The 24,431-nt window shown below is 68.9% G+C and carries 22 protein-coding genes and 2 tRNA genes; 13 read left to right on the top strand and 11 right to left on the bottom strand.

Features of this window, described 5'->3' with window-relative positions:
- Positions 1-5: 5 nt before the first annotated feature.
- Positions 6-1,445, top strand: coding sequence for an amidase (locus tag IM697_RS07005; protein WP_194045720.1), 1,440 nt, complete (start codon positions 6-8; stop codon positions 1,443-1,445).
- 1,107 nt (positions 1,446-2,552) lie between these two features.
- Here IM697_RS07005 and IM697_RS07000 read toward each other — a convergent pair.
- The 6 genes from IM697_RS07000 to IM697_RS06975 all read right to left on the bottom strand — a co-directional run bounded on the left by IM697_RS07000 (position 2,553) and on the right by IM697_RS06975 (position 6,826).
- Positions 2,553-3,719 (bottom strand): methyltransferase domain-containing protein, encoded by a 1,167-nt coding sequence (locus tag IM697_RS07000; protein WP_194045718.1) that lies wholly within the window; start codon positions 3,717-3,719, stop codon positions 2,553-2,555.
- Positions 3,716-4,684 (bottom strand): ATP-grasp ribosomal peptide maturase, encoded by a 969-nt coding sequence (tgmB, locus tag IM697_RS06995; RefSeq protein WP_265582706.1) that lies wholly within the window; start codon positions 4,682-4,684, stop codon positions 3,716-3,718. Before tgmB ends, IM697_RS07000 begins: the two co-directional genes overlap by 4 nt.
- Positions 4,685-4,712: 28 nt before the next feature.
- A complete protein-coding gene (locus IM697_RS06990; protein ID WP_194045714.1) occupies positions 4,713-5,009 on the bottom strand; it encodes a hypothetical protein in 297 nt (98 codons plus the stop codon).
- Between the two features lie 173 nt (positions 5,010-5,182).
- Positions 5,183-5,470, bottom strand: a complete 288-nt coding sequence (locus IM697_RS06985) for a hypothetical protein (protein WP_194045712.1) — start codon at positions 5,468-5,470, stop codon at positions 5,183-5,185.
- Between the two features lie 466 nt (positions 5,471-5,936).
- Positions 5,937-6,464, bottom strand: a complete 528-nt coding sequence (locus tag IM697_RS06980; RefSeq protein ID WP_194045711.1) for a hypothetical protein — start codon at positions 6,462-6,464, stop codon at positions 5,937-5,939.
- The gene (locus IM697_RS06975; RefSeq protein ID WP_265582705.1) at positions 6,458-6,826 is read right to left on the bottom strand and encodes an ATP-binding protein; all 369 of its coding nucleotides are present in this window, start codon (positions 6,824-6,826) and stop codon (positions 6,458-6,460) included. Before IM697_RS06975 ends, IM697_RS06980 begins: the two co-directional genes overlap by 7 nt.
- Positions 6,827-7,092: 266 nt before the next feature.
- Here IM697_RS06975 and IM697_RS06970 point away from each other — a divergent pair, with 266 nt between their 5' ends.
- Together IM697_RS06970 and IM697_RS06965 are read left to right on the top strand one after the other, a co-directional pair.
- A complete protein-coding gene (locus tag IM697_RS06970) occupies positions 7,093-8,259 on the top strand; it encodes an NsdA family TPR-like regulatory protein (protein ID WP_194045707.1) in 1,167 nt (388 codons plus the stop codon).
- Between the two features lie 10 nt (positions 8,260-8,269).
- Positions 8,270-9,016 (top strand): 5-formyltetrahydrofolate cyclo-ligase, encoded by a 747-nt coding sequence (locus tag IM697_RS06965; RefSeq protein WP_194045705.1) that lies wholly within the window; start codon positions 8,270-8,272, stop codon positions 9,014-9,016.
- Positions 9,017-9,093: 77 nt separating this feature from the next.
- Here IM697_RS06965 and IM697_RS06960 read toward each other — a convergent pair whose 3' ends face one another.
- Positions 9,094-9,588, bottom strand: a complete 495-nt coding sequence (locus IM697_RS06960) for a DUF3830 family protein (RefSeq protein WP_194045703.1) — start codon at positions 9,586-9,588, stop codon at positions 9,094-9,096.
- A gap of 132 nt (positions 9,589-9,720) precedes the next feature.
- Here IM697_RS06960 and ehuB point away from each other — a divergent pair, with 132 nt between their 5' ends.
- The 6 genes from ehuB (at position 9,721) to IM697_RS06930 (ending at position 13,923) form a co-directional block, all read left to right on the top strand.
- Positions 9,721-10,650 (top strand): ectoine/hydroxyectoine ABC transporter substrate-binding protein EhuB, encoded by a 930-nt coding sequence (gene ehuB / locus IM697_RS06955; RefSeq protein WP_194045701.1) that lies wholly within the window; start codon positions 9,721-9,723, stop codon positions 10,648-10,650.
- Positions 10,647-11,387, top strand: a complete 741-nt coding sequence (gene ehuC / locus IM697_RS06950) for an ectoine/hydroxyectoine ABC transporter permease subunit EhuC (RefSeq protein ID WP_194045699.1) — start codon at positions 10,647-10,649, stop codon at positions 11,385-11,387. Before ehuB ends, ehuC begins: the two co-directional genes overlap by 4 nt.
- Positions 11,384-12,031: an ectoine/hydroxyectoine ABC transporter permease subunit EhuD gene (gene ehuD, locus IM697_RS06945; protein WP_194045697.1), complete on the top strand. Its 648-nt coding sequence runs from the start codon at positions 11,384-11,386 to the stop codon at positions 12,029-12,031. The genes ehuC and ehuD overlap by 4 nt, the downstream gene beginning before the upstream one ends.
- The gene (gene ehuA / locus IM697_RS06940) at positions 12,021-12,836 is read left to right on the top strand and encodes an ectoine/hydroxyectoine ABC transporter ATP-binding protein EhuA (protein ID WP_194045695.1); all 816 of its coding nucleotides are present in this window, start codon (positions 12,021-12,023) and stop codon (positions 12,834-12,836) included. The genes ehuD and ehuA overlap by 11 nt, the downstream gene beginning before the upstream one ends.
- Positions 12,837-13,003: 167 nt before the next feature.
- Complete coding sequence (locus IM697_RS06935; protein ID WP_194045693.1) at positions 13,004-13,762, top strand: IclR family transcriptional regulator; 759 nt, start codon at positions 13,004-13,006, stop codon at positions 13,760-13,762.
- A gap of 87 nt (positions 13,763-13,849) precedes the next feature.
- Positions 13,850-13,923 (top strand) — tRNA-Lys (locus tag IM697_RS06930).
- On the opposite strand, the gene IM697_RS06925 is transcribed toward IM697_RS06930, so the two are convergent.
- From IM697_RS06925 to IM697_RS06910, 4 genes are all read right to left on the bottom strand, one after another.
- Complete coding sequence (locus IM697_RS06925; protein WP_194045691.1) at positions 13,889-15,595, bottom strand: AMP-binding protein; 1,707 nt, start codon at positions 15,593-15,595, stop codon at positions 13,889-13,891. The genes IM697_RS06930 and IM697_RS06925 overlap by 35 nt on opposite strands.
- Positions 15,596-15,717: 122 nt before the next feature.
- Entirely contained in the window at positions 15,718-16,323 is a 606-nt protein-coding gene (locus IM697_RS06920; protein WP_194045689.1) for a lytic polysaccharide monooxygenase auxiliary activity family 9 protein, read from the bottom strand.
- Between the two features lie 95 nt (positions 16,324-16,418).
- Positions 16,419-17,549 carry an SPFH domain-containing protein gene (locus IM697_RS06915; RefSeq protein ID WP_194045687.1) on the bottom strand — a complete coding sequence of 377 codons (1,131 nt, stop codon included), beginning with the start codon at positions 17,547-17,549 and terminating at the stop codon, positions 16,419-16,421.
- 150 nt (positions 17,550-17,699) lie between these two features.
- Complete coding sequence (locus tag IM697_RS06910) at positions 17,700-19,130, bottom strand: peptidoglycan-binding protein (RefSeq protein ID WP_194045686.1); 1,431 nt, start codon at positions 19,128-19,130, stop codon at positions 17,700-17,702.
- 187 nt (positions 19,131-19,317) lie between these two features.
- Between IM697_RS06910 and IM697_RS06905 the strand changes: the two genes are divergently transcribed.
- The 4 genes from IM697_RS06905 (at position 19,318) to glxA (ending at position 24,424) form a co-directional block, all read left to right on the top strand.
- Positions 19,318-19,391 (top strand) — tRNA-Lys (locus tag IM697_RS06905).
- Positions 19,392-19,455: 64 nt separating this feature from the next.
- On the top strand, positions 19,456-20,172 hold the full coding sequence (locus IM697_RS06900; RefSeq protein WP_194045685.1) for a FadR/GntR family transcriptional regulator: 717 nt from the start codon (positions 19,456-19,458) through the stop codon (positions 20,170-20,172).
- Between the two features lie 323 nt (positions 20,173-20,495).
- Entirely contained in the window at positions 20,496-22,490 is a 1,995-nt protein-coding gene (locus IM697_RS06895) for a glycosyltransferase family 2 protein (protein WP_194045684.1), read from the top strand.
- Complete coding sequence (gene glxA, locus IM697_RS06890) at positions 22,487-24,424, top strand: radical copper oxidase GlxA (protein WP_194045683.1); 1,938 nt, start codon at positions 22,487-22,489, stop codon at positions 24,422-24,424. Before IM697_RS06895 ends, glxA begins: the two co-directional genes overlap by 4 nt.
- Positions 24,425-24,431: the final 7 nt, after the last annotated feature.

Below are 24,431 nucleotides of genomic sequence, written 5' to 3'. Positions count from 1 at the left end.
GCCCCATGACGGATCTCACCGAACTGACCGCCGTACAACTCCTCGACGGTTACCGAAAAGGGGAGTTCAGCCCCGTCGACGCCACCCGTGCCGCCCTGGAGCGGGCCGAGCGGATCCAGCCGGAGGTCAACGCCTTCGTACGCCTGACCGCCGACGAGGCCCTCGCGCAGGCCGGCGAGTCGGCCGGGCGCTGGCGGCGCGGCGCCCCGGCCGGTCTGCTGGACGGGGTCCCGGTCACCGTGAAGGACATCCTGCTGATGCGCGGCGGTCCGACGCTGAAGGGCTCGAAGACCATCTCCGACCAGGGCCACTGGGACGAGGACGCGCCTTCCGTGGCACGGCTGCGCGAGCACGGCGCCGTCTTCCTCGGCAAGACGACCACCCCCGAGTTCGGCTGGAAGGGCGTCACCGACTCGCCGCTGTCCGGCGTCACCCGCAACCCCGTCGACCCGACCCGCACCGCCGGCGGCTCCAGTGGCGGCGCGGCGGCGGCCGTGGCGCTCGGCGCGGGCCCGCTCGCGCTGGGCACGGACGGCGGCGGCAGTGTCCGTATCCCGGCGGCCTTTTGCGGCGTCTTCGGCCTGAAGCCGACGTACGGCCGTGTCCCCCTGTACCCGGCGAGCGCCTTCGGCACCCTGGCGCACGTCGGCCCGATGACCCGGGACGCGGCGGACGCGGCGCTGCTCCTGGACGTCATCGGCATGCCCGACTCCCGCGACTGGTCGGCGCTCGCGTCGGCGCCGGGCTCCTTCGTCACGGCCCTGTCCAGTGGGGTGCACGGCCTGCGGGTCGCCTACTCGCCGTCCTTCGGCGGCCAGGTGGCGGTGCGTCCGGCGGTCGCGTCGGCGGTGCGGCGGGCGGTGGAGCGGCTGGCGGGGCTGGGGGCGTACGTCGAGGAGACCGACCCCGACTTCACCGACCCGGTGGACGCCTTCCACACCCTGTGGTTCACCGGGGCGGCCCGGGTGACCCAGCATCTGGGCCCGCACCAGAGGGAGCTGCTCGACCCCGGGCTGAGGGAGATCTGCGCGGCCGGGGCCCGGCGCTCGGCGCTGGACTATCTGGCCGCGGTGGACGTCCGTATGGAACTGGGCCGCCGTATGGGCCGTTTCCACGACTCCTACGACCTGCTGGTCACCCCGACCCTGCCGATCACGGCGTTCGAGGCGGGCACCGAGGTCCCCAAGGCCTCCGGACACCGCCGGTGGACCGGCTGGACGCCGTTCACCTACCCCTTCAACCTGACCCAGCAGCCGGCGGCGAGCGTCCCCGTCGGCGCGGACGGGGACGGGCTGCCGGTGGGCCTGCAGATCGTGGCGGCGCGGCACCGGGACGACCTGGTGCTGCGGGCGGCGCACGCACTGTACGCGGCCGGGGTCACCGAGGTGGCGTCTCCATCGCGTCGCATCATTCACAACGAACGGTCCGGGGCTTCCCCCTCTTAGCTCGGACCAGAGGGCGGGGAGCTGAGAGCTGGTGGGCGCCATGAAACGCTTTGACCTGCAGCCAGCGGCGTCCGTCCCCGTCGGCACGGACGGGGACGGACTGCCGGTGGGCCGATGGAAGCTTTCCGACTCTGGCAAGCCCGTCAGGACGGCGCCGGAGAAAGGAGGCTCGTGTCTGCGTAAGAACGAGCTTCTGAAGCGAACCGATTGAGCCAATGCGAGACCTCCGCCAGTGAGCTCTCTGCCTGCTCCTGTTCCTCATCCGGGTTTGGAAGAACGAGGCCGGAAGCTTCCCCAGGGGTCACAGGGATGAGGACGGTCCCGTCATCCAGGAGCCAGCCTCCGTCACGGTGCATCGCGATAGCGTTCTGGCGCAGTAGGCGAACACGATTGTGCGATTCAACACATGCGCGTCGGATCTCCGCTGCCGTCCTCAGGACCTCATCTGGTCCACCCTTCATCGCTAGCCGAGACACCGCCCGCCGGAGATCAGCGAGAAGACGCGGTTCCAGAGAAAGCGGCTCCTGGAGCTCGTCGTCCGTGCCGGCGCCGCCTTCCCGCATGGAACGCAGGGCTCTCATCCCGACAGCCATGTGGTGGGCTCGCACTGACAGAAGCACCGCACGTGCACCCTCGAGATAGTCCAGGGCCACCTCAAGCAACTCTTCGTAGGCTGCGCGTTGTTCGCCTCGGCGCTCCACTGCAAGTGCGCCATCGGCTTCAGCGAGCGCCTGCTGCACTCCCGCGGACCGCGTGGCGTCAGCTTGCGCCAATGCCGCCTCCACCGTCGCCAGAGCAGTCTGCCGCGCGGCCTCCAACGCTGTCGTGGCTCCGTGCTCTGCTGCCTTGCGGGTCACCCTAGCCGTGCGTTCAGACGCAATGAGCGCCATGACACCCGCCAGGAGCGCTGCGCCAGCGGCGATCCAAGTCGCGAGTACCTCTGAATCCATCCCGCCATCGTGCCCGGTCACGGATGGCCACATGCCGTGATTGCAACACTCTGTGATCGCTGACGAACCACGTGTACAGAGCAGTAGCGCCGAGCCGAACGCCCCCGACCTCCGGATGCGGTCAGGGGCGAGGCGCAATCCTGCGACACCGGCACGCTCAGATGGAGGTGAGCCGGTGGTCGGGGTGGTCGAGCCACAGGTGTTGGCTCTCGGGTGTGACCGTCATGCCGAGGCGGTCGCGGTCCGGCTGTCCCCACGACACCCAGGTGAGGTAGGCGTCTTCGACCTCCTGCCAGAGGTTGCGAGTGCCGTGCCAGGTGACCCGGTACTCGGGTTCCCCTGGGGCGTAGTCGGCCGCCGCCCATGCGCCGTCGTCCTGGTCGGCTTCAACGAGCAGGAGCGAAAAGGCGCCGGACCCATCGTCGGCCGGGGCCGGGATACGGGCGACCCCGGGCACGAGCGCACCGACCACCAGGTCCGCGGCGTACGGGCCGATGGCGACGGCCCGGGGGTCGAGGCGGGTCGTCGCCTGGCGGGCTGCCTCGGTATGGTGCGGTGCCCATAGCGTCGTGTGCCGTTGGGAACGCAGCATCATGTACGACGCGAACCCGGGGAAGCGGCCAACCGCTCGCCCGTCGCCGTCGACAACGAGCCGGGCGAGCTGACCAGGGCCGTAGAGCGGCTCCCAGGGGGCGACGATCACTCCGCCGGGGCGGGTCTGCTCCACCCAGGCGTAGGGGATCGTCCCGACCGCGCACGTAGCGTGTACGCGGTCGTACGGTGCCCCGTCCAGCCCGCCCTCGGCCCCGTCGCCCACGATCAGGCGAGGTGCGTACGCGGCGGCCGTGATGTTCTTGTCCGCCTGGGCCGCAACCTGTGCGTCGACCTCGACGGACACCACGTTCCGCTCGCCGACGCGGCAGGAGAGCAGGGAGGCTGTCCACCCCGTGCCGGTCCCAATCTCCAGCACTCGGTGGTGGGCGTGTACGTCGAGCACATCGAGGCTGGAGAAGACGATGCCCGGCGCCGAGCACGAGCAGCTCGGCGTGCCCTTGCCGGTGCGAAGGTCGCCCGCGCCGTCGTCGATCTGGGTGACGATCGAGGTGTCCGAGTACACCGCGTCCCACCAGCGGGCGGCATCCTGGTCGCGGTCGATGGCGTATCCCGGCTCGGGTCCGTCGGGTACCGCCCAAGCGACGTCTGGCACGAACAGGTGCCGCGGCACCGCCTCGTAGACGGCCCGCCATGGTGCGGTGAGCTGACCCGATGCGGCAAGGCGGTCCGCAAGAGTCTGCGCGCGCCCTCCGTCGGTCGTGTTCGTCATGGGCTGTTCCCCTCGCTGAGGAGGTCCGCGAGGGCATCCGCGACGCCGATGCCGGTCCCGGCCGCGAGCCACCCCCACTCACCGCTCTGGTTCGTTTCCAGGAACAGCCAGCGGCCGGAGGTGTCGCGGATAAGGTCTACTGCCCCGAAGACTAGGCCCAGCCGCCGGTGGAGTTCGACGAGTCGCGACGAGACCTCCTCGGGCAGTTCGATGACTCGGTAGCTCAGCGCGTCATAGTCCGAGCGCCAGTCGGTACGGGCGGCGTCAGATGCCGCGTCGATGGCGACCGTGAAGACGCGGTCGCCGACCACCACGGCGCGCGCCTCGTGGTCCTTGTCGATCTGCTCCTGGAAGAGGTGCGCTGTGTGCCCCAGGGCGGGGTCGAGCAGGTCGTCGGGGTTGGTGACGGGCGAGGTGTAGATGATGCGGATCTGCCCCTCGTCGGCGTGCCAGATCCCGGCGAGCGGCTTGTAGACGATCGGGCGGCCGAGTTCCTTGGCCCAGTGGTGCGCGCGCTCGGGCTCGTTCGTGATGAGCGTTCGCGGGGTGGTGAGTCCCACATCTGCCGCAGCTGCAAGTTGGTTCGGCTTGTACTCGGTGCGGGCGGCGGCGACCGGATCGTTGACCCAGCGGGCGCTGCTGAGCGCCTGCATGACGCCGCCGAAGCCGCGCCGGGCTTCGCCGTACGCGAAGAGCTGTTCGGGCCGGGACATGCCTTCAGGCAGTGTGAACTGGGTCGGCCTCCGGTAGTAGACGCTGCCCACGTGCGCCAGGGCAACAATCTCGCGGCCGGTCTCTGTGTCGTTCAGCCTCCCCGACCAGGCACCGCCGGTCCCGATCTCCGCAGACATACTGATCTTGGTGGGGAAGTTCGTCGCGTCAACGCGCGCCACGGGCACGCCGCGCAGGGCGAGTTCGGCAGTGACGCGGCTGGCGGTGCGGTCTTCCTCGTCGGTGAGGACCAAGACGGTTCGTGTCATAACAGCCCCCTCGTCAGTCGTCCTGCATCTCTTCCTGCTGCGGACCGCTGCCGTCCGGTGAGCCCTCGCTGGTCGTCTTCGAGCCGCCCTCGTGTGCGCCGGCGGTCGGCCGCGGGATGGTCAGGAACCGCAATCCCCACGGCCGGACCTCGCTCGCCTGCTCGTCGCTGCTGGCCAGGATGTGCCGGATGGGGTTGAGTGGGAAGACATCGCCGACCCTCATGAACAGTCCGCGAGACTCGCCGTCCGGTGAGTGCAGCAGAAGATCCAGCTCCAGGGCCGCGCTGGTGCCGTTGATCGGTGTTGCCATCGAACTTGCCTCTTTCTGTTGTGTAGAAGGGTTGCGGTAGGGATGCGCTCGGTTGAGACGCCCGACGGGAGCGCATCGGTGGTGCGCCGGCGCCGCCAGACCGGCGTCCTCGGCGGTGCCGGGGTGGGGCCCCGCTCCAGGTGGCGGAAGCTGTCGGCCGCCCGGAGCGGGAGTCATCGCGGGGGCTGTGGCGGGATGCGCCGGTAGATGGTCTGGCGGGCGAAGCAGGCGTCCTCGTCGCTGCATGTGATCGACTCGAACCAGACACCGCCGTCGTCCAGGTAACGGGTGATGTCGAGGTCGGCGACCCGTGCGGCGATGTCGCACAACTGACACCGGGCCAGCGCCGCATCTGCCTCGGGCTCCCGCCCCACCGGCACGATGACCCCGAGGCGGACCCAGGTGTCCGGTTCGACGGTGCGAGAGAAGCAGGCGGCGGCGTCGACGCAGATCCGGCGCACCGCTGTACGCTCACACTCCGCTTCGTCACGCCACAGACACGGTTCGGAGCGAACGGTGGAGCACCGTACAAAGCACCCGCAGAGGCCGCATCTGACCAGCCTTTGGGCGAGACTCGTGATCGCTCCTGCACTCTCATCTGAGGGATTGCCGTCATCGCGCTCCTCCGCCACACAGTGGGCGGCGCAGCCTCCTGGGCCCGTGAGAAGCTCGGGGTGGTGTCCTGGACGCGTCGCTCGTGAGCGGCCGTGCGAGGGGCGACTGAGTGCCCGTCGATCGGGCGCATCTGCTCCTGCGCGTGTGCCGGCAGTGGGCGACGCACGTAGAGGGCGGGCGCGGGAAGGATCCGCTGGGGCATCGGTGGAGGGGCCGCTTTCCGACGGGTGCCGATCCAGCGGCGGGCCTTGCGCCGAGTCCGACGGAGCCCGGGCCCTGACCAGATGCCGAGGCAGTCGATGAGGTCGCGCATCAGGTCGTGAGCGTCTGTCCGGCCGTGGCATCTCCCGTCACGCGTTCGGCGTGCACACGGCCGACCATGAGTTCGCCGTCATGCAGGCAGCCGTCGAGATAGCGGTCGGCTTCCTCTCCGGCAGCGTGCACATCGAGCGGGGCCAGGCCAATGACGAGCGCGGCTTCAGGGCGCATGAGGAGCAGCCGTCTCCAGTGCTCGTGCGTGGGGAGTGAGAGCCACTTGTTGATGCGTACGAGCCGAAGACATACGGCACCGTCCTGGGCTGTGAGGCATGTGCCCAGGTCGGCGACGGATTGGTCGGGAGTGCGGAGTCCGGCGGCGAAGGCCAGAGCTCTCATTCGCCGGTGGATGTCCGCGCAGGCAGCATCGTGGGAGGTCATAGGCGGATGAGCCAGGAGGACAAAGCCGATCCCTTGGCCGCGTGGGTCGGCGCCGATCCAGGTACGGATGGTCAGTGGGGCCTTGATGTCGGCCCTCGACGCCTCGGGTACCCAGAGGCCGCTCGGGCGGGAGGGCGTCAGCACGAGATCACCTTCATCGCTTCGGTTGTATCGATCTTGAAATCGGCCCACACGACCTTGTGCTCCGCGTATCTGTCGACGCCCCAGCCGTCGGCGCATGCGGCCACGAGCAGAAGCCCGCGCCCGGTGGGGCTCTCGTCGTCCGGGAAGCGCTGCTTGGGCAGTGCGGAGCTGTTGTCGCGCACTTCGACGCGCACTAGATGGTCGCCGGTTCTGATCCGAACGAGGATGCCGCCGCTGCCGGGAGTGCCGTGAAGCAGGGCGTTGGTGGCCAACTCCGATACACAGAGCCGGACATCGTCGACACGGTCGGTGATGCCCCAGTCATCAAGGGTTTGCTCGGCGAACTTCCGTGCCTCGCTCACGGACGACGTGTCATGTCCGAACGCCCTTTGCAGTGGCGCTTGTTGCCGGGGCCTGTGTGTGGGTGGTGCCATGACGTTCTCCGTCCCGGATGCGGTGGCGCGTGGGGTGCCTAACCCGTTCGGTGGAGCTCCACGGAACCGCTCCCAGCCGCTGCGAACCAGAGCAGAATTGGCGCACGGATGAGGCATTCATGACGCATCACCAGGCATGACCAGGGAAGTTTCGCCCTCACGAGTCACGAAGAACTAGGCGGGGAGATTGCTCCATGGCTTTGAAACGGCATGGCTTGGTGCGCCGCCGTCGGGCGGTGGGCCTCACGCAGGAGGGCCTCGCCGAAGCGCTGCGGGTTGAGCGGTCCACCGTCACGCGCTGGGAGTCGGGGAAAGTGGCGCCCCAACCCTGGATTCGGCCGCGGCTGGCGGAGGTTCTCCAGGTCAGCAACGAGGAGTTGAGCGCTCTCCTTGCGGTCTCGTCCACCGACGAGCAACCTCTTGCGGAGCGCATGGCGTACGCCATGCGCTATCCGTCTCGTGTGGATCTCTCAACCGTGGCTGAACTCCGGGACGGCATGAACTCTCTGGGCGAGCGCTACGACCGCGTACCCTCCGCCACGCTGCTGGCCCGTGCCGGCGAGCACGCGAGCACGGTTGCCTCCCTTGCCGGAGAGGCCCCGCCCGGGCGGGTTCAGCGCGAGATGCGAATCCTCCAAGCGGATGCGGCGACCTTCATGGGGCAACTCGTCTGGGATGCCTCGCAGCGGAAGGACCATTCGACGGCCCGTTCGTACTACGCGCAGAGCGTGGACGTGGCTCGCCATCTCGGCGATCCGAACGCGGAAGGGCACGCCCTCTTACGGACCTGCTACGTGGCCCTGTACGGGGCCAGTGACTATCGGGAGGGTCTGGAGTTGGCGCTCCGGGCAGCCCGTACGGCCCGACACACCAGCCACGTCCTTACGGGGCTGGCCATGCTGCACGCCGCGGAGGCGTATGCCTATCTGGGTGAGGGAAGCGAGTGCGAACGTACCCTGAAGGGCGCCGAGAGGCACTTGGGCCAGGCACACGGTGCGGACGTGGCCCACGAGCTCTTCTCACCCACGCACTTTGGCCGCTTGGCCGGATCGTGCTACCTATCGCTCGGCGACTACCGCAAAGCCGAGCAGTTCCTCGCCCAGACCGCAGCCGAGCTGTACGACAGGCGCAAGTCCCGGGCGATCGTCCTCGGCAACCTCACGCTGGCTCGACTTCGCGACGGGGATCTGGACGCCGCACTCGCCGCGTTCAACGACGCTGTAAGCGAACTGCATGGCACGCGCGGAGGCGGTGGGATGAACATCGTCTTCCGAGCCGCCCGAGAGATGCGGCCATGGCGCAACGAGCCTGCGGTGCAGGACGCGCAGGACCGGCTGATGGCGTTGATGGAAGCGACGTGACGACCACGGCATGAAGGAGCCCGACGTGCGCACACATCTAGACCAGGACAAGCAACGAGTACGCGAGCGCGTCTGGGATCTGCTCGACGCGGAGGACGCCGTCCTGGACGCGACGGCGCACGGCCGTATCCCAAACTTCAAGGGATCCGAAGCCGCCGCACATCGACTGGCCGAACTGCCAGCCTGGCGCGACGCCCGCGTCGTCAAGGCCGTGCCGGACAAGGCACAGCTGCCGGTCCGGGCTCGCGCGCTCACCGAGGGGAAGACCGTCTTCATGGCGGTGCCGAAGCTCGCCGACCCGCACCCCTTCTACCTCCTCGATCCCGCCGCGCTCCCCGTCCCTCCGCAGGAAGCGGCCTCCAGCAAAGTTGCGGCGACCGTGGCTCCGCGGATCGATGTGGCTGATCTCCAGCCAGTCGACATGGTGGTCGTCGGCAGTGTCGCCGTGAACCGGGCCGGCGTGCGCATCGGCAAGGGTGCCGGGTATTCGGACCTGGAGTTCGCGTTCCTGATGGAGGCCGGACTGATCAGCAACCGGACGGTGGTCGTCTCGACGGTTCACTCGCTTCAAGTGCTGGACGAGGAGCTCCCGGCGACCGATCACGACTTCGGCGTAGACCTGATCGTCACGCCCGACGAAGTGATCTCGTGCCCAGCGCCCCACCGCCCGGCTGGACTGGTGTGGGAACACTTGGACGCCGCGAAGATCGCTGCCATCCCGGTACTGGCCGCCCGGGCTCCGGCGAACGGGCGCTGAAGCCCTCGGAGCACGCAGAAGCGCGCCCCGCCGACGGCCGGAACCGGACTGGGCGGGGCGCTGTGAGCGGGACGACCTCAGGTCCTCCGGAAGCTCAGCGTCTCCCCCATTGCCCCCGACCGCCAGAGGTCGTTACAGGCCTCGGCCATCGTGTCGAGGCCCTCGATCACCTGGCCCCAGACGATCCCCGGAACCCAGCCCACATCCCCGTTCAGCAGCAGGTTGTTGCGTTCGTAGAAGAGGGCGAGGTCGACGACCGTGGTGCCGGGCCTCAGGTCGGTGTCATAGCCGTACGCCCTGGTTCCCAGCTCCGTGCCCGCGAAGGAGAAATAGCACAGGTCGCCAGGAATGGGGGTGATGGTGGGATTCTCCAGAGGTGGCTCCTGCGCCGCGAAAGGCGGGAAAAGGGCGTAGATCTCGTTGCGCGCATACTTCGCGTGGTAGACCTCGCCTCCCAGCGGCAGGGCGTCCCACACCGCCGCGCAGGTCAGCGGCGCCCGGTCGTCAAGCAGTCTCGCAGTGCACTGGACTCCCCGCTTGGTGAGGGAGACTTCGATGAAGCGATCCGTCATGACCCCATCGTCCCCGTGCGGTCAAGACCGCCCGCCCCCATGCACCGGCCAGCACAACGGAAATAGCACGATTGAGGCAAGGGCGCGAATTGATCCGCATACCTTGTACGTTCTTCGGGTAGTCGCGCGCCCATGGCTCGACCACACGCAAACCGATCAGGAACCGATAACGGATACCACAGAGGACTCAGCCGCCGCTCACTGCTCGCAGGAGCGGCGTCGTTGGGTGCTGCTGGGGCTCTCGGGGTGGCTGGTTGCAGCCGTGTCCCCGAGGAAGGGAAGGTGCTGGGAGGCAGCCTGCTGGACACGCTCCGAGACCGGGGCGTGGCGAAAATCGGCATCGCGAGCGAGCCACCGTTCGGATACGTCGGAGACGACGGGAAGGCCACCGGTGAGGCTCCCGCGATCGCCGAGGTGATCTTCAAGAGGCTCGGCATCGACGAGGTCAAGCCAGTGCCGGTGGACTTCGGCGCGCTCATTCCCGGGTTGAAGGCGCAGCAGTTCGACGTGGTGTCGGCCGGTATGTACATCAACCCCACCCGGTGCGAACAGGTCCTTTTCTCCGACCCGGACTATCTGATGCTGGACGCCTTCATCGTCAAGAAGGGCAATCCGCACGGGATCAAGACGTACGAGGACATCAAGAAGAAGGGTCTCAGGCTCGCCTCCGGCAAGGCGTACGCCGAGATCGACTATGCCAAGGCCGCGGGCATCACGGACATCCTGGTCCTCCCGGACCAGGTGGCCGGTCTCGACGCGGTGTCCCAGGGCCGTGTCGACGCCTTCGCGGGCACCAACATCACGGTGAAGACGGCGGTGAAGGGCGCCTCCCGCGCCTCGGCGACCGAGGCCTTCCAGCCGATGGTGGACGGCAAGCCCGCCTACGGCGCGGGCGGATTCGCCTTCCGGCAGTCCGAGAAGAACTTCCGCGACGCGTTCAACAAGGAGTTGCTGAAGCTCAAGGAAGACAATTACAAGGAGCTTCTGAAGATCGTCGAGCCTTTCGGCTTCGGTCGGGCCGAGATGACCGATCTGACGGCGAAGGAGCTGTGTGCCGGATGATGAGTTCCGAATTCTTCACCACCTGGTTCCTTCCGGGCATCTGGGTCACCATCCAGGTCACGGTGTACGCTGCGGCCCTCGGGGCGGCCATCGCCTTCGGCATCGGCCTCGCCCGCACCTCCCGGTTCTGGATCGTCCGCTTCGTCGCCGGCATCTATTTCGAGATCTTCCGCGGTATGTCGGCGCTGGTGCTGATGTTCTGGATGTTCTTCGCACTGCCGCTCTTCGGCTGGCAGCTGGTCCCCATGTGGGCGGGCGTCAGTGCGCTTGGCCTCACCTACGGCGCGTACGGCTCGGAGATCGTCCGCGGCTCGCTGGCCGCCGTCGCCCCGGCGCAGCGGGAGGCCGGTATCGCGCTCAACTTCACCCGCTGGCAGCGGCTGCGCCTCATCGAGCTGCCGCAGGCGTGGCCCGAGATGGTGCCGCCCTTCAACAACCTGCTGATCGAGTTGCTGAAGGGCACCGCGCTGGTCTCCGTCATCACCGTGGCGGACATGACCTTCGCCGGGAACCTACTCCGGCTCGGTACCAACGAGACGACCCCGGTTTACTCGCTTCTGCTGGTCCTCTACTTCGTCCTCGCCTTCCTCATCACCCGCGGCATGCGGCTGGTGGAGCGCAGGGCGAAGGCCGGGATCGGGCAGACCCCGGAGGAGACGGGCTTCATCACGCGGAAGCTGAGCGCCCGCGGTGAGAGCGTGCAGGCTGGTTCGCAGTCCGCGGGAGGTATGGGATGAACTGGGACTGGGCAGTCGTCGAGGACTTCATGCCGCGCTTCTGGGACGGCGTGCTGGTCACCCTGCAGGCCCTGGCCATCGGCACGCTGATCGCCTTCGCGCTGGGCCTGGTGTGGGCCCTGGCACAGCGGTCCTCCCAGATCTGGGTGCGCTGGCCCGTGACGGCGATCACGGAGTTCATCCGCAATACGCCGCTACTGGTGCAGCTCTTCTTCCTCTTCTATGTCGTGCCGAACTTCGGCCCCTCGATGTCGCCGCTCACCACCGGCATCGTCGGCCTCGGCCTGCATTACTCCACGTACACCGCGGAGGTCTACCGCGCCGGCATCGGCGGCGTGCCCATCGGCCAGTGGGAGGCGGCCACCGCGCTGAGCCTGTCCAAGGGCCGCACCTGGCGGGCGGTGATCCTGCCGCAGGCGATCCGACGTGTCGTCCCACCCCTGGGCAACTACGTCGTCGCCATGCTCAAGGACTCCCCGATGATCGCGACCATCGGCGCCTTCGACATGCTCGGCGAGGCCCAGGCCTTCAGCAACGAAACATTCACCACGGAGGCCCTGACCGTCGTGGGCGTGGCCTTCATCGTCATCGCCTATCCGGCATCCCTCCTGATCCGAGCCCTGGAGCGTCGTCTTGTCCGCTGACAGCAGCCTCTCGAAGGAAACGCCCAACCCCGCGGTGGACGGCAGTGAGCTGATCCGCTTCGACAACGTCACCAAGCGCTTCGGCAGCAACGTCGTCCTCGACAAGCTCGACTTCTCCGTGGCCTCCGGCAAGCACGTCACGCTGATCGGCCCGTCGGGCTCCGGCAAGACGACGATCCTGCGGCTGCTGATGACCCTGGTGAAACCGGACGAGGGCACGATCAAGGTCGGCGGGCAGTACCTCACCCACGAGAAGAGGAACGGCGACCTCGTCCCGGCCGGCGAGAAGCACATCCGCGAGGTCCGCAAGAACATCGGGATGGTCTTCCAGCAGTTCAACCTCTTCCCCAACATGAAGGTGCTGCGCAACATCACCGAAGCGCCGGTCACCGTCCTCGGCCTGCCCAAGGAGGAGGCCGAGCAGCGGGCCCGCGAGCTACTCGAGATGGTGGGCCTGACCGAGCACATCGACAAGTACCCGAGCCAGCTCTCCGGCGGCCAGCAGCAGCGGGTGGCGATCGCCCGGGCGCTGGCCATGCGGCCGCAGGTGCTGCTGCTGGACGAGGTGACCTCCGCGCTGGACCCGGAGCTGGTCGCGGGCGTCCTCGACCTGCTGCGGGACATCGCGCGCTCCACCGACATCACGATGCTCTGCGTGACCCACGAGATGAACTTCGCCCGGGACATCTCGGACCAGGTCCTGATGTTCGACTCCGGCCGGGTGATCGAGACCGGCACCCCGGAGAAGATCTTCAACGACCCCGAGAACGACCGGACCCGGGAGTTCCTCAGCGCTGTGCTGTGACGACGCGCCGCGGCGCCCGACTCTGGCATATGCCCTAGTCAGGCGCCGCAGATGAGGGCGTCGCATTCTCGTCAACAAGCGCTCACTACAAGCCTCTTGCCCGTTATCGTGGAAATGATTGGCTGACTGGAATCCGGCCCACCGTAGCGACCGCAGGGGGAAACACCGTGGCGCTTAAGCACGAGCCGACCGCGCCGTACCACTCGGCCCAGGACGCCCTGCGCATCCTGGAGACCGTGGTGCGGCACACCACCGGAGTCACCGACACCGAACTCGCCCGGCACACCCACATCGGCATGGAGCGCCTGACCAGCCTCCTGCGGATGCTGCGCCGCGAGGGCTACGTCGAGCAGGTGGCCGACGGGGCGTACGTCACCGGCGACGCCCTGGCCCGCCTCGGTTCCGCCCAGGGCCGGGAGCAGGCCCTGCGGGAGCATCTCCAGCACACCCTGGACCGGCTGCGGGACTCGGTCGGCGCGGCCGTCTACATCAGCCGGTACATCGACGGTGAGGTCCGGATCGACCAGTTCGCGGCCGGTCCGGCCACCCCCGTGGTCAACGAGTGGGTCGACTTCCGCTTCTCGGCCCACGCCACCGCGATCGGCAAGAGCCTGCTGGGCCAGCTCGACCACAACGGCCGGCGCGACCACCTCTCCCGGCACAAGATGGCCCGCCTCACCTCGCGCACGATCACCAGCGACCGGGTGCTGCTCTCCCGCCTGGCGTCCCAGCCGCCGACGGTGCCCCACCTCGACCTCCAGGAGTACGCGGTGGGCACGGTGTGCGCGGCCGTCCCGATCACGGCCGGCTCGTCGGTGGGCTGCCTGGCCCTGTCCCTCCCGCTGGAGCACGCGCACCGCCTGCGCCAGGCGGCGGACGCCCTGAACCGCAACGCGGCGCCGGTGCTGCTCAGCCTCGCCATCTGACGGTGGTCGGAAGCACCCCTGCGGACCAGGTAGTATTTTCTTCGTCGCCACCGCGAGGGCACAGCACACGCGGTCGGCGGGAGTCATGCGCCGCTAGCTCAGTTGGTTAGAGCAGCTGACTCTTAATCAGCGGGTCCGGGGTTCGAGTCCCTGGCGGCGCACTTCCGAAGGGCCTCTCGTGGGAGCGAGGGGCCCTTCGACGTATGTCAGGAGATCCGCCTCGGTCAGCCTCCGGTACTCCCGCTCCCCGGGTGGCCGCCACCACACCGGGTCGGCGCACCGCACCCCCTCCCGTCGCAGCCCCGCCCGATGGATCTTGTTCGTGGCGGTCACCGGCATCCGCTCCACCACCCGCACGAACCGGGGTGCCATCTTCGTCCCCAGATCCGGCTGGGTCAGCAGGAACCCGGCGAAGCCGACCGGATCGAACTCGCCCGCGACCGTCGCCATGACCTGGTCCCCGGTCACCGGATCCGGCACCGCGTACACGGCGACGGCCGCCGCGCCCTCGTAGCGGGCGAGGATGTTCTCGATCATCGCGGCGGACAGGTTCTCCCCGTCGACCCGCAGCCGGTCGTCGCCGCGCCCGGCGAAGTACAGATAGCCGTCGGCGTCCCGGCAGAACAGGTCCCCCGTCCAGTACCAGCCCTCCCGCCGCCGCTCGGCCTCCGCCTCGGCGTTGCGCCAGTACCCCTCGAAGGGACTCGGCCCCCGATTGACCAGCTCCCCTATCGCCGCGTCCCCGTTGACCAGCCGCCCGCCCGCGTCGAAGACGGCCGGCGGACACTCCGCACAGGTCTCCGGATCGAGTACGACGAGCCCGGGCGCCGCCCGCCCCACGGCTCCCGGCGGCGTCCCCGGCGACCACTGCACGGCGGCCCCGCCCTCGGAGGACCCGTACCCCTCCACCAGCCGCACCCCGAACCGCGCCTCGAAGGCGGCGGCGTCCACCGCCCCCGCCTCCGTGCCGAAGCCGAGCCGCAGCGGATTGTCCCGGTCGTCGGGGCGCGGCTCGGTGGCGAGGATGTACTGGATCGCCCGGCCGACGTAGGTGAAGTACGTCGCCCCGTACCGCCGCACGTCCGCCAGGAACCCCGACGCCGAGAACCGCCGGCGCAGCGCCACGCCCGCGCCGGCCGCGAGGGCGGGGGCCCAGTCGGCGATCACGGCGTTGCCGTGGAACATCGGCATGCAGATGTAGTGCACGTCGTCGGGGCGGACGTGGAACTGGTCGGCCAGTGAGTGCCCGGCGGCGGCCAGCCGGCCCTGGGTGCAGATCGCGGCCTTGGGGGCGCCGGTCGAGCCGGAGGTGAAGTAGAGCAGGAGCCGGTCGTGCGGGGTGGCGCGGGAAGGGTCGGGGCGGGCGCCGGCGTAGGGCGCGAGCAGGGCGTCGTACTCCGGCGAGTCGGTCGTCAGCAGGCGCACTCCCCCACGCTCGACGGCGCTCGCGCGGGGGGACCCCCACGGCAGTTCCAGGCCGTCGAGGAGCGGCAGGTGGGCCCGCTCGGTGATCAGGACCCGGCACTCGGTGTGCAGGATGTCGCGGGCCAGTTCGGGGCCCCGGCGGGTGGGGTTGATCCCGGCGACGGCGGCTCCCGCGAGGGCGGCCGCGCCGAGCCACATCGGGTACTCGGGGGTGTTGTCGAGGAGGACGCCGATATGCGGCTCGGCGCCGGGTGGCAGCAGGTCGGCCAGCAGTGCCGCCCGGGCGGCGGCACCGGCGGCCACCTCGTGCCGGGTGAGCGCCTTCTCCTCGAACCACAGCCCCGGCCGGTGGTCGCCCCACCGTGCCGCCACCAGTTCCGCGACCGTGCGCCGTTCACTGGACTCCATGGGGGCGCACGGTAGCTGACATACCGTCAGATGTGGAGCGCTACGGCCGCGGGAAGTCCCGGGCTTCGGCCGGCGTGGGAGGAACCCACCCACGCCGGCCTGGGCGCTGACTGGGGAGGACCTCAGAACGTGACGTCCGAGCACGCGTAGAACGCGTTGCCCGTGTCGGCGATCGTCCACACCGCGAGGATCACGTGGTGGCCGCTCAGCCCGGACGGCAGGGTGCCGCTGTGGGAGAGCGTGGACGGCGGCCGCTGCCCGTTGTACGGGACCGTGAAGAACGGCGTGAGGTTGAGGTCGGAGCGGGCCAGGTTGTGGTTCTGGTTCCAGCCCGGCTTGGTGACGTAGTACTTGAAGTCGGTCGTGGCGTGCATCGCGGTGAACTGCCAGCGGAAGGTGTAGCTCTGACCGCCCGTCACCTTGGTGGTGGGCCAGGCGCCGCCGGAGGGCGTCCGCGGTGCGCTGAGCTGGCTGAACTGGCCGAGCCCGGCGTTGCATATCTGCCCGTCGGCCGGGCCGGAGCCGGGGAAGCCCTTCGGGCCCTCGACGCTCTGCGGCTCCCACTGGATGGAGCCGCAGTTGGTCACGGTGCCGTTCTGGCAGAGCTTCTGCCGGCTGATGGGGAGGTCGGTGTAGCCGTGGCCGCTCGCGCCGCCGGAGGAGAGCACGAGGGCTCCGGCCGTGGTCAGGCCGAGCGCGGCGGCGTACCACTTGGTCTTTCTGCGCATGCTGCTGCTCCTGGGAACGTGGGGGAAGTTCGGTGAGCTTGCAGGTCTAGACCAAGTCTCAGATTATTGCTGACTATTGAACATGTCCATACCAATCACGAAGCTTGTTCGCCGCGCCCCGAGCAGAACGCCACCGTCAAGTCCTTCACCAGCGCCTTGCGTTCGTAGTCGTCGAGGTCGACCAGGCCCCGCATGGTCAGCCGGGTCACCGTGTCCTCCACCGAGTCGACGACGGAGGTGACCAGGGTGGCCCGGTCCTGCGCGTCCAGCGCGGCGATCCGGCGGCGGTGCATGGCGGCGGCGACCTCGGGGGCGTACTCCACCCGCGCCGGCCGCACCGAGAACACCTCTAGGCCGACGACCCCCGCGTCCCGCACCACCAACCGGGTCAGGGTGTCCGCGGCCACCTCGGCCGACCCCCGCGCGGCGCCCGGCATCTCCACCGGCACCCGGGCCAGCGCCGCCTCGACGCACTCGCGCAGATATGTCTCGTGGTCCTCCACCCCGAGCGTCGCCCGCGCGGTGTCCTTCACCCGCCACACCACCAGGACGACGGCCCGCAGCGCGACCCCGTTGCCGTCGGCTGCCGGCATCGGCTCGCTGCGCCAGTGCCGCAGCCGTACGTCGACCCGGCGGCGCAGCAGCAGGGGGTTCACCCACATCAGGCCGGTGCGCCGGACCGTGCCCCGGTAGCGCCCGAACAGCCCGAGCACCCAGGCCCGTCCGGTCCGCCCGCGCGCCAGCCCGCCCAGGCCGAACAGCCCCAGGGCCACGGCCCCCGCGTACGCCGCCCACTGCGCCGGGCCGAGCCCCGCCCCCGCGGCCGCCGGCAACCCCAGCGCATGCGCCGCCGGCGGCGGCAGCACCCCGGCCCACCACGAGGCGGCCAGGCACCCTGCCGCCCCGCAGACCCCGGCGAGCACCCCCGCCGCCCCGGGCAGCACCCGCGCGGGCTGTTCCACCAGCTCGGGGTCGACCTGTGGCTCGGGACGCGGCTTGGGCGGCGACGGGCGGCGCAGCCGCGGCTGCTCCCCCGTGCCCTGCCGGCGCGCCACGACCGTCGGCCTGAGCGGCACCGACACCGGGCCCGCCTCGTCGCGGAACAGCAGATGGACGGGGATCTCGGTGGTCGCCTCGTTCTGGATCAGCCGCCCGGGCCGGGCGGGCCCCTCGGCCGCCCCCGCGAGCCCCTCGGGCTCGGGCGTGTGAGAAGTGGTCGTGGTCATGGGTGCTCCAGCCTCCGCGCCAGATGCGTCACAACGGTCGTCGCCGGGATGTGGGGTCGGTCAGGGCCTGTGCTGCGCGTGCCGGGCGTCGGGGCGCGGACGGGGATCTCGGAACAGGCCGTGAGGCGTCGGGCCGGCCGGGGCGTCGAGTCACGAGAAGAGCCGCCGCCAGGTCTCCGGCCCCGGGTAGCCGTCCGCCGCGCCGCCGCGCCAGCCCTGGGTGCGCTGGAATGCCTGGACGGCGCGCCGGTCCGCCTCGCCCCAGCGCGGGCCCGGCCCGGTCTCGTAGTGCTTGCCGAACCCCTTCTTCACCAACTGCTCGCCGAGCTGAGTGACGTACTCGTTGTCGGCGCCGGGCCGGAACATCGCCCGCCCCGGGTAGCCGGGCACCCCGTGCGACGCCGGTTGCTCCGACGGACCGGCTCCGCCCGCCCCGGCCGAGATGTCCTTGCCCTTGCCCGCCACCAGCAGCGCCCACGTCCGTGGCCCCGGCAGCCCGTCGGCGTCCTGGCCCCGCCAGCCCTGCGCGAGCTGGAACGCCTGGGTGGCCCGGCGGTCCGCGTCCGACCAGCGGGGACCGGGGCCGGAGGTGTAGTACCGGCCGGCCCCGCGCTCGACGAGCATGCGGCCGAGTCGGGTGACGTGCTTGTTGTTGGCCCCGGGCCCGAAATGCGCCCGTCCGGGGTAGGCGGCCGGCCGCTTCGGCCCCGCGGGCTTGGCACTGTCGGACTTCCCGCCGTCCGTTTTCCCCCCGTCCGTCTTCCCCTCGTCCGCCTTCCCGCCCTCGGACTTCCCCCCGTCCGCCTTCCCGCCCTCCTGCTCCCCGCTGACCGGATCCTTGCCCGTCGTGCCGCCCGTGAGCCCCTTGTAGCGGTAGGCCACATAGCGGTCGGAGTGCTTCCAATAGGCGTACGGCGTGGCCTGCCGGCGGGCGTGCGGGGGCGCCTCCTCGTAGGCGACGTAGTAGGTGCGCGTGTGGTCCGTCCAGCCGCCGAAAATGACGACGTGCGAGCCTTTCTGGGGGTCCGCCGGATTGTGGAACAGCAGAATGTCGCCGGGCTGCAGATCCCCCTTGGAGATTCGCACGCCGTACTGCCCCAGACTGCCCGTCCATTCGTTTCCGGGCAGGCTCCAGGCCATCGAGACGAAGCCCGAGCAGTCCTGCCGGTATCCGTCCGACCAGTACTTGGACATGCTGTACGGCACCTTCGCGGCGACCCATTTCTTGGCTCGCTTGATGATCTCGGCACGGGTGGTCGAGGGCGCCTTGACCACCCCGGACGGCTTGCCCGGCTTCCCACCCGGACCGTGCAGCGGGGCCTTGCCGCCCTGGGGAGTATTGGGCTCGTCACCTGCGGGAACGACCTGCCGGTCGGGGGCGTGGGGGGCGGCGAGGGCCGGGGCGGTGTGCCCGACGACGACGGTGGTGGAGGCGGCTGCGGCGAGAATCAGCGCCCGGTGGGCGGCGGGGTGGCGGCCGGCCCGGGAATGCGGCAGGACGCGTTGCCAGTGAACGCATCCGGGGCAGTCGCAGTCACTCACCGGGTCGAATTCCTCGAATACCGGAGCCCGAGCCTCCATGCGATTCCCCTCACACTCCAGTTGGAAATGTCCGCGGCTGTACACCCCGTCAGTTTGTCAACTGTCTTCCGGACTCGCATGTTGACGGTCCGAATGGTTTACATCGCCCCCGGCACCCCCGCGCCCCACCCCGGTGACGTGGTCAGGAGCACCCCCGGAGGTCATGTAGAGTCGACGGCGTCAGCACGCGCCGCTAGCTCAGTTGGTTAGAGCAGCTGACTCTTAATCAGCGGGTCCGGGGTTCGAGTCCCTGGCGGCGCACAGACAAGCAGCCCCTCGTGCACGCGAGGGGCTGTTCGCGTGTTTGGCCGGATACTCTCTGGCCATGGCAGCGCGTGACCTTCAGGAGCGGATCAAGAAGCTCATCATCGACCGCCGGCTGGCCTCCGGGGCCCCGCTGCCGACGGAGCCCGAGCTGATGGAGCATCTGGGTGCCAGTCGCAATTCCGTGCGTGAGGCGCTCAAGGGGTTGCAGGCCATGGGCATCGTGGAGATCCGGCACGGGTTCGGGACGTATGTCGGCACGATGTCGCTGGCGCCGATGGTCGAGGGCCTCGCCTTCCGCACGGTCGCGGGGCACTACCGGGGCGAGGACACCCTGCTGCAGCTCGTGCAGCTGCGGGAGGCCGTGGAGACCGGGCTGGTGTCGCGGCTCGCGGGGCGGATACCGGACGCCGACCTCGTTGAACTGGATGCGCTCGTCGGCCGTATGGAAGAGCAGGCCGCGCGAGGAGGCGACGGGATCGCCGAGACCGACCGGGCGTTTCACGCCACTCTCTACCGAGGTCTGGACAACGCGCTCCTCGGCGAGGTGATGGAGGCGTTCTGGGACGCCTTTCACCGGGTTCACACCGACCTCGGGGGTGCCCCGCAGGATCCCCTGGTCACCTGCCGGCAGCACCGGGAGATCGTGGACGCGGTGCGTTCGGGCGACGCGATACGGGCGGAGGAGGCGATACGAGAGCACTTCGGCAACATCCGCGCCCGCGTGTCCACAACGGGTACACAACACCCCCACAGGTGCCACAATGAGCGCGTATGACCGGTAAACACCTCGTTTCGCATCTTGCGATCATGTGGAACGCCGTAGAACCCTGGGGATGGGTTTATCAAGATGCTGCGGATACGCGGCAGTTGGGGGGCAAGGAGCCGGTTGCCGGTTTTTGCGGGGCGTAGGGGGTCCCGTTCATGACCGCATGCCGAGGGGGGCATGATGCAACCGGAAGGTCGCGTTTCCATGTCTAAGGTGTGGAGGATGTGGTGACTGCGGCCCACCACTGATACGCCTGTGAAGGTCGAGGGGGACCGGAACAGCCGTACAAGGAACCGACAGACACGCGTGATCCGCGTGTGGGGGGATGACTCATGACGTCGACGCCGACGGGCGCCCGGCAGAACTTCGACCCGTCTCAGACCACCCAGCTACGGGTGCCTTCGCAGACCCGGACCGGAGCCTTCCGCCGGATCAAGAAGACGCTGCCGAAGTACGACTACAAGCACTACAGCAGGCTGGCCGGTCCCCTCACTCAGCCGGACCCGAACAAGCCGTACCGGGTCCAGTACCGCTCGCTGATCTCGCAGGAGCCGCACCGCATCAGGGTCGCGCTGATGCTGGCCGCGGCCCCGGTGCTCTCGCTGGTCCTGCTGTTCTGGCTGCTGCAGCCCGAGCACTGGACCGAACGGGACTATCCCGCCTTCGACTTCCTGCCGACGCTCGACATGGTGATGCTCGTCTCGATCGGCCTGATCGAGTTCTTCCGCTGCATGAACGTGGTGTCCAACGCGCACGCCACCCTGGTCGCCCGCGACCCGATCCCGGTGGTCCCGGAGACCGGCACGAGAGTGGCCTTCCTCACCTCCTTCGTGCCCGGCAAGGAGCCGCTGGAGATGGTGACCAAGACCCTGGAGGCGGCCGTCAAGCTGCGCCACCGGGGTCTGCTGCACGTCTGGCTGCTCGACGAGGGCGACGATCCGGAGGTCAAGGAGGTCTGCGCGCGGCTCGGCGTGCACCACTTCTCCCGCAAGGGCGTCGCGAAGTGGAACCAGGCCAAGGGCCCGCACCGCGCCAAGACCAAGCACGGCAACTACAACGCCTGGCTCGACGCGCACGGCGACGACTACGACTTCTTCGCCTCCGTCGACACCGACCACGTGCCGCTGCCCAACTACCTGGAGCGGATGCTCGGCTTCTTCCGCGACCCGAACGTCGGCTTCGTCATCGGCCCGCAGGTGTACGGCAACTACGACAACTTCGTCACCAAGGCCGCCGAGTCGCAGCAGTTCCTCTTCCACGCCCTCATCCAGCGCGCCGGCAACCGCTACGGCGCCCCGATGTTCGTGGGTACGTCGAACGCCGTACGCATCAAGGCGCTCAAGCAGATCGGCGGTCTGTACGACTCGATCACCGAGGACATGGCGACCGGATTCGAGATCCACCGCCACAAGAACCCGGCCACGGGCAAGAAGTGGCGGTCCGTGTACACGCCGGACGTGCTGGCCGTCGGTGAGGGGCCGAGCGCCTGGACGGACTTCTTCACCCAGCAGATGCGCTGGTCGCGAGGGACGTACGAGACGATCCTCAAGCAGTACTGGAAGGGCTGGTACTCGCTGCCGCCGAGCAAGCTCTTCAACTACACGATGATGATCATCTTCTACCCGATGTCCGCCCTCAACTGGATCCTGGCCGCGCTGAGCTGCGCGCTGTTCCTGGGCCTGGGCGCCTCGGGTGTGAACATCGACCCGACGATCTGGCTGATGCTCTACGGCAACGCCTCCGCGCTCCAGATCGGCCTGTACGTCTGGAACCGCCGCCACAACGTCTCGCCGCACGAGCCCGAGGGCTCCGGCGGTGTCGCCGGCATGGTGATGTCCGCGCTGTCGGCGCCGCTGTACGCGAAGGCGTTCTTCGACTCCGTGCTGCGCCGCAAGAGCAAGTTCGTCGTCACGCCCAAGGGCGATTCCGCCAGCCCCGACCGGTGGTTCGCGACCTTCCGGTACCACTGGTACTTCATCGTGATCTTCGGTGCGTCCATCGCCGCCGGGTTCGTGTACGGGCACTCGCACCCCGCGATGATCATCTGGGCGACCTTCGCCATGCTGATCACCGCGACCCCGATCTTCGCCTGGCGCTACATGCTGCGTCAGGAGAGGAAGAAGCCCGCCGCGACGGTGCCGGCCCAGCCCGCCCCGGCCCAGGCCGCGCCGTACCAGCCGCAGCCGCAACCGCAGCCGCTGCCCACGCAGCACGCGGCGCACGCCCCGCACGCCCAGCACAAGCCGAGTTGGGCCGCGTCCGGCAGCGGCGGCAACGACCAGACCATGCAGATCGCCCTTGGTGGACTTGGGGGACGTAAGGAATGAACGACCGTGCAGGCCGCCGCCGCGCCCGTCGACTCGCGATAGGCACGGCGGTGGTGCTCGCGCTGGCCGGAATGAACGGGCCGTGGCTCTATCGCGTCGGCACCGAGAAATACCACCAGTACCAGATCAACAGACCCGAGTACAAAGCCGAGAACGGCAAGTGGGAGATCATCGAGTTTCCCGAGGAGTACCGCCAGAACACCATCCACGCGGCGCTCCTGCACACCGGCAAGGTGCTGCTGGTCGCTGGTTCGGGCAACAACCAGGACAACTTCGACGCGAAGAAGTACGACACCCGTATCTGGGACCCGGTCAAGGGCACGATCAAGAAGGTGCCGACGCCGAACGACCTGTTCTGCACCGGCCACACCCAGCTGGCCAACGGCAACCTGCTGATCGCGGGCGGCACGAAGCGGTACGAGAAGCTCAAGGGTGACGTCACCAAGGCCGGCGGCCTGATGATCGTCCACAACGAGAACCCGGACAAGCCGATCACGCTGCCCGCGGGCACCAAGTTCACCGGCAAGGAGAACGGCAAGACGTTCGTCTCCAAGGACCCGGTGCTGGTGCCGCGCGCGAAGAAGGTCTTCGACAAGGCGACCGGCAAGTTCCTGCGCAACGACCCCGGTCTCGGCCGGATCTACGTCGAGGCGCAGAAGAAGGGCAGACAGTACGAGACCGGTACCCAGGACAACTACCGGGTGCAGGGCCTGTCCGGCGCCGACGCGCGCAACACGTACGGCATCGCGCAGAAGCTCGCCCTCGACAAGAAGGACTTCCAGGGCATCCGGGACGCCTACGAGTTCGACCCGGTCGCCGAGAAGTACATCAAGGTCGACCCGATGAAGGAGGCCCGCTGGTACCCGACGCTCACCACCCTGAGCGACGGCAGGATCCTCAGCGTCTCCGGCCTCGACGACATCGGCCAGCTGGTGCCGGGCAAGAACGAGGTGTACGACCCGAAGACCAAGAAGTGGACGTACACGAAGAAGATCCGGCAGTTCCCGACGTACCCGGCGCTGTTCCCGCTGGAGAACGGCAAGATCTTCTACTCGGGTTCCAACGCTGGCTACGGCCCCGACGACGTGGGCCGCGACCCCGGCATCTGGGACGTGGACACCAACAAGTTCACCAAGCTGCCCGGGCTGAGCGACCCCAAGCTGATGGAGACCTCGGGCACGGTGCTGCTGCCGCCGGCGCAGGACGAGAAGTACATGGTGATCGGCGGCGGTGGCGTCGGCGAGTCCAAGGAGTCCAGCGAGAAGACGCGGATCATCGATCTGAAGGCGGACAGCCCGAAGTTCGTGGACGGGCCCTCGCTGGACAAGGGCACGCGGTATCCGCAGTCGTCGGTGCTGCCGGACGACACCGTGCTGGTGTCGGGCGGTTCCGAGGACTACCGGGGCCGCAGCGACTCCAACATCCTCGAGGCGCGGATCTACCACCCGGACACCAACCGGCTCGACCGGGTCGCCGACCCGCTGGTGGGCCGCAACTACCACTCGGGGTCGATCCTGCTGCCCGACGGCCGGGTGATGTTCTTCGGCTCGGACTCGCTGTACGCCGACAAGGCCAACACCAAGCCGGGCAAGTTCGAGCAGCGCATCGAGATCTACACGCCGCCGTATCTCTACCGGGACGCGCAGCCGTCGCTGTCCGGCGGCCCGCAGACCATCAAGCGCGGCGGGAAGGGCACGTTCACCTCGCAGCACGCCTCGTCCATCGAGAACGTACGGCTGATCAGGCCCAGCGCGTCCACGCACGTCACGGACGTGGACCAGCGGTCGGTGGCGCTGGACTTCAAGAAGTCCGGCGACAAGATCACGGTGAATGTGCCGACGAACCGGAATCTGGTTCCGTCGGGGTGGTACATGCTGTTCGTGACCGATGACCAGGGGACGCCCAGCAAGGCCCAGTGGGTCAGGGTCCCGTAGCCGGTAC

The organism is Streptomyces ferrugineus (assembly GCF_015160855.1).
GTDB classification, from domain to species: Bacteria; Actinomycetota; Actinomycetes; order Streptomycetales; family Streptomycetaceae; genus Streptomyces; species Streptomyces ferrugineus.
Note: the sequence above shows the minus strand (reverse complement) of the source record. Positions and strands in the feature narration are given on the sequence as shown.

What these genes read in the sequence shown, in the direction of transcription:
- ehuB (WP_194045701.1), top strand. Translation starts at nt 9,721, where the DNA reads ATGGCTCGACCACACGCAAACCGATCAGGAACCGATAACGGATACCAC.
- IM697_RS06915 (WP_194045687.1), bottom strand. Translation starts at nt 17,549, where the DNA reads ATGACCACGACCACTTCTCACACGCCCGAGCCCGAGGGGCTCGCGGGG.
- IM697_RS06920 (WP_194045689.1), bottom strand. Translation starts at nt 16,323, where the DNA reads ATGCGCAGAAAGACCAAGTGGTACGCCGCCGCGCTCGGCCTGACCACG.
- IM697_RS06965 (WP_194045705.1), top strand. Translation starts at nt 8,270, where the DNA reads ATGAAGGAGCCCGACGTGCGCACACATCTAGACCAGGACAAGCAACGA.
- IM697_RS06960 (WP_194045703.1), bottom strand. Translation starts at nt 9,588, where the DNA reads ATGACGGATCGCTTCATCGAAGTCTCCCTCACCAAGCGGGGAGTCCAG.
- IM697_RS06900 (WP_194045685.1), top strand. Translation starts at nt 19,456, where the DNA reads ATGGCAGCGCGTGACCTTCAGGAGCGGATCAAGAAGCTCATCATCGAC.
- IM697_RS07005 (WP_194045720.1), top strand. Translation starts at nt 6, where the DNA reads ATGACGGATCTCACCGAACTGACCGCCGTACAACTCCTCGACGGTTAC.
- IM697_RS06970 (WP_194045707.1), top strand. Translation starts at nt 7,093, where the DNA reads ATGGCTTTGAAACGGCATGGCTTGGTGCGCCGCCGTCGGGCGGTGGGC.
- IM697_RS07000 (WP_194045718.1), bottom strand. Translation starts at nt 3,719, where the DNA reads ATGACGAACACGACCGACGGAGGGCGCGCGCAGACTCTTGCGGACCGC.
- IM697_RS06925 (WP_194045691.1), bottom strand. Translation starts at nt 15,595, where the DNA reads ATGGAGTCCAGTGAACGGCGCACGGTCGCGGAACTGGTGGCGGCACGG.
- IM697_RS06910 (WP_194045686.1), bottom strand. Translation starts at nt 19,130, where the DNA reads ATGGAGGCTCGGGCTCCGGTATTCGAGGAATTCGACCCGGTGAGTGAC.
- ehuC (WP_194045699.1), top strand. Translation starts at nt 10,647, where the DNA reads ATGATGAGTTCCGAATTCTTCACCACCTGGTTCCTTCCGGGCATCTGG.
- glxA (WP_194045683.1), top strand. Translation starts at nt 22,487, where the DNA reads ATGAACGACCGTGCAGGCCGCCGCCGCGCCCGTCGACTCGCGATAGGC.
- ehuD (WP_194045697.1), top strand. Translation starts at nt 11,384, where the DNA reads ATGAACTGGGACTGGGCAGTCGTCGAGGACTTCATGCCGCGCTTCTGG.
- IM697_RS06990 (WP_194045714.1), bottom strand. Translation starts at nt 5,009, where the DNA reads ATGGCAACACCGATCAACGGCACCAGCGCGGCCCTGGAGCTGGATCTT.
- IM697_RS06895 (WP_194045684.1), top strand. Translation starts at nt 20,496, where the DNA reads ATGACGTCGACGCCGACGGGCGCCCGGCAGAACTTCGACCCGTCTCAG.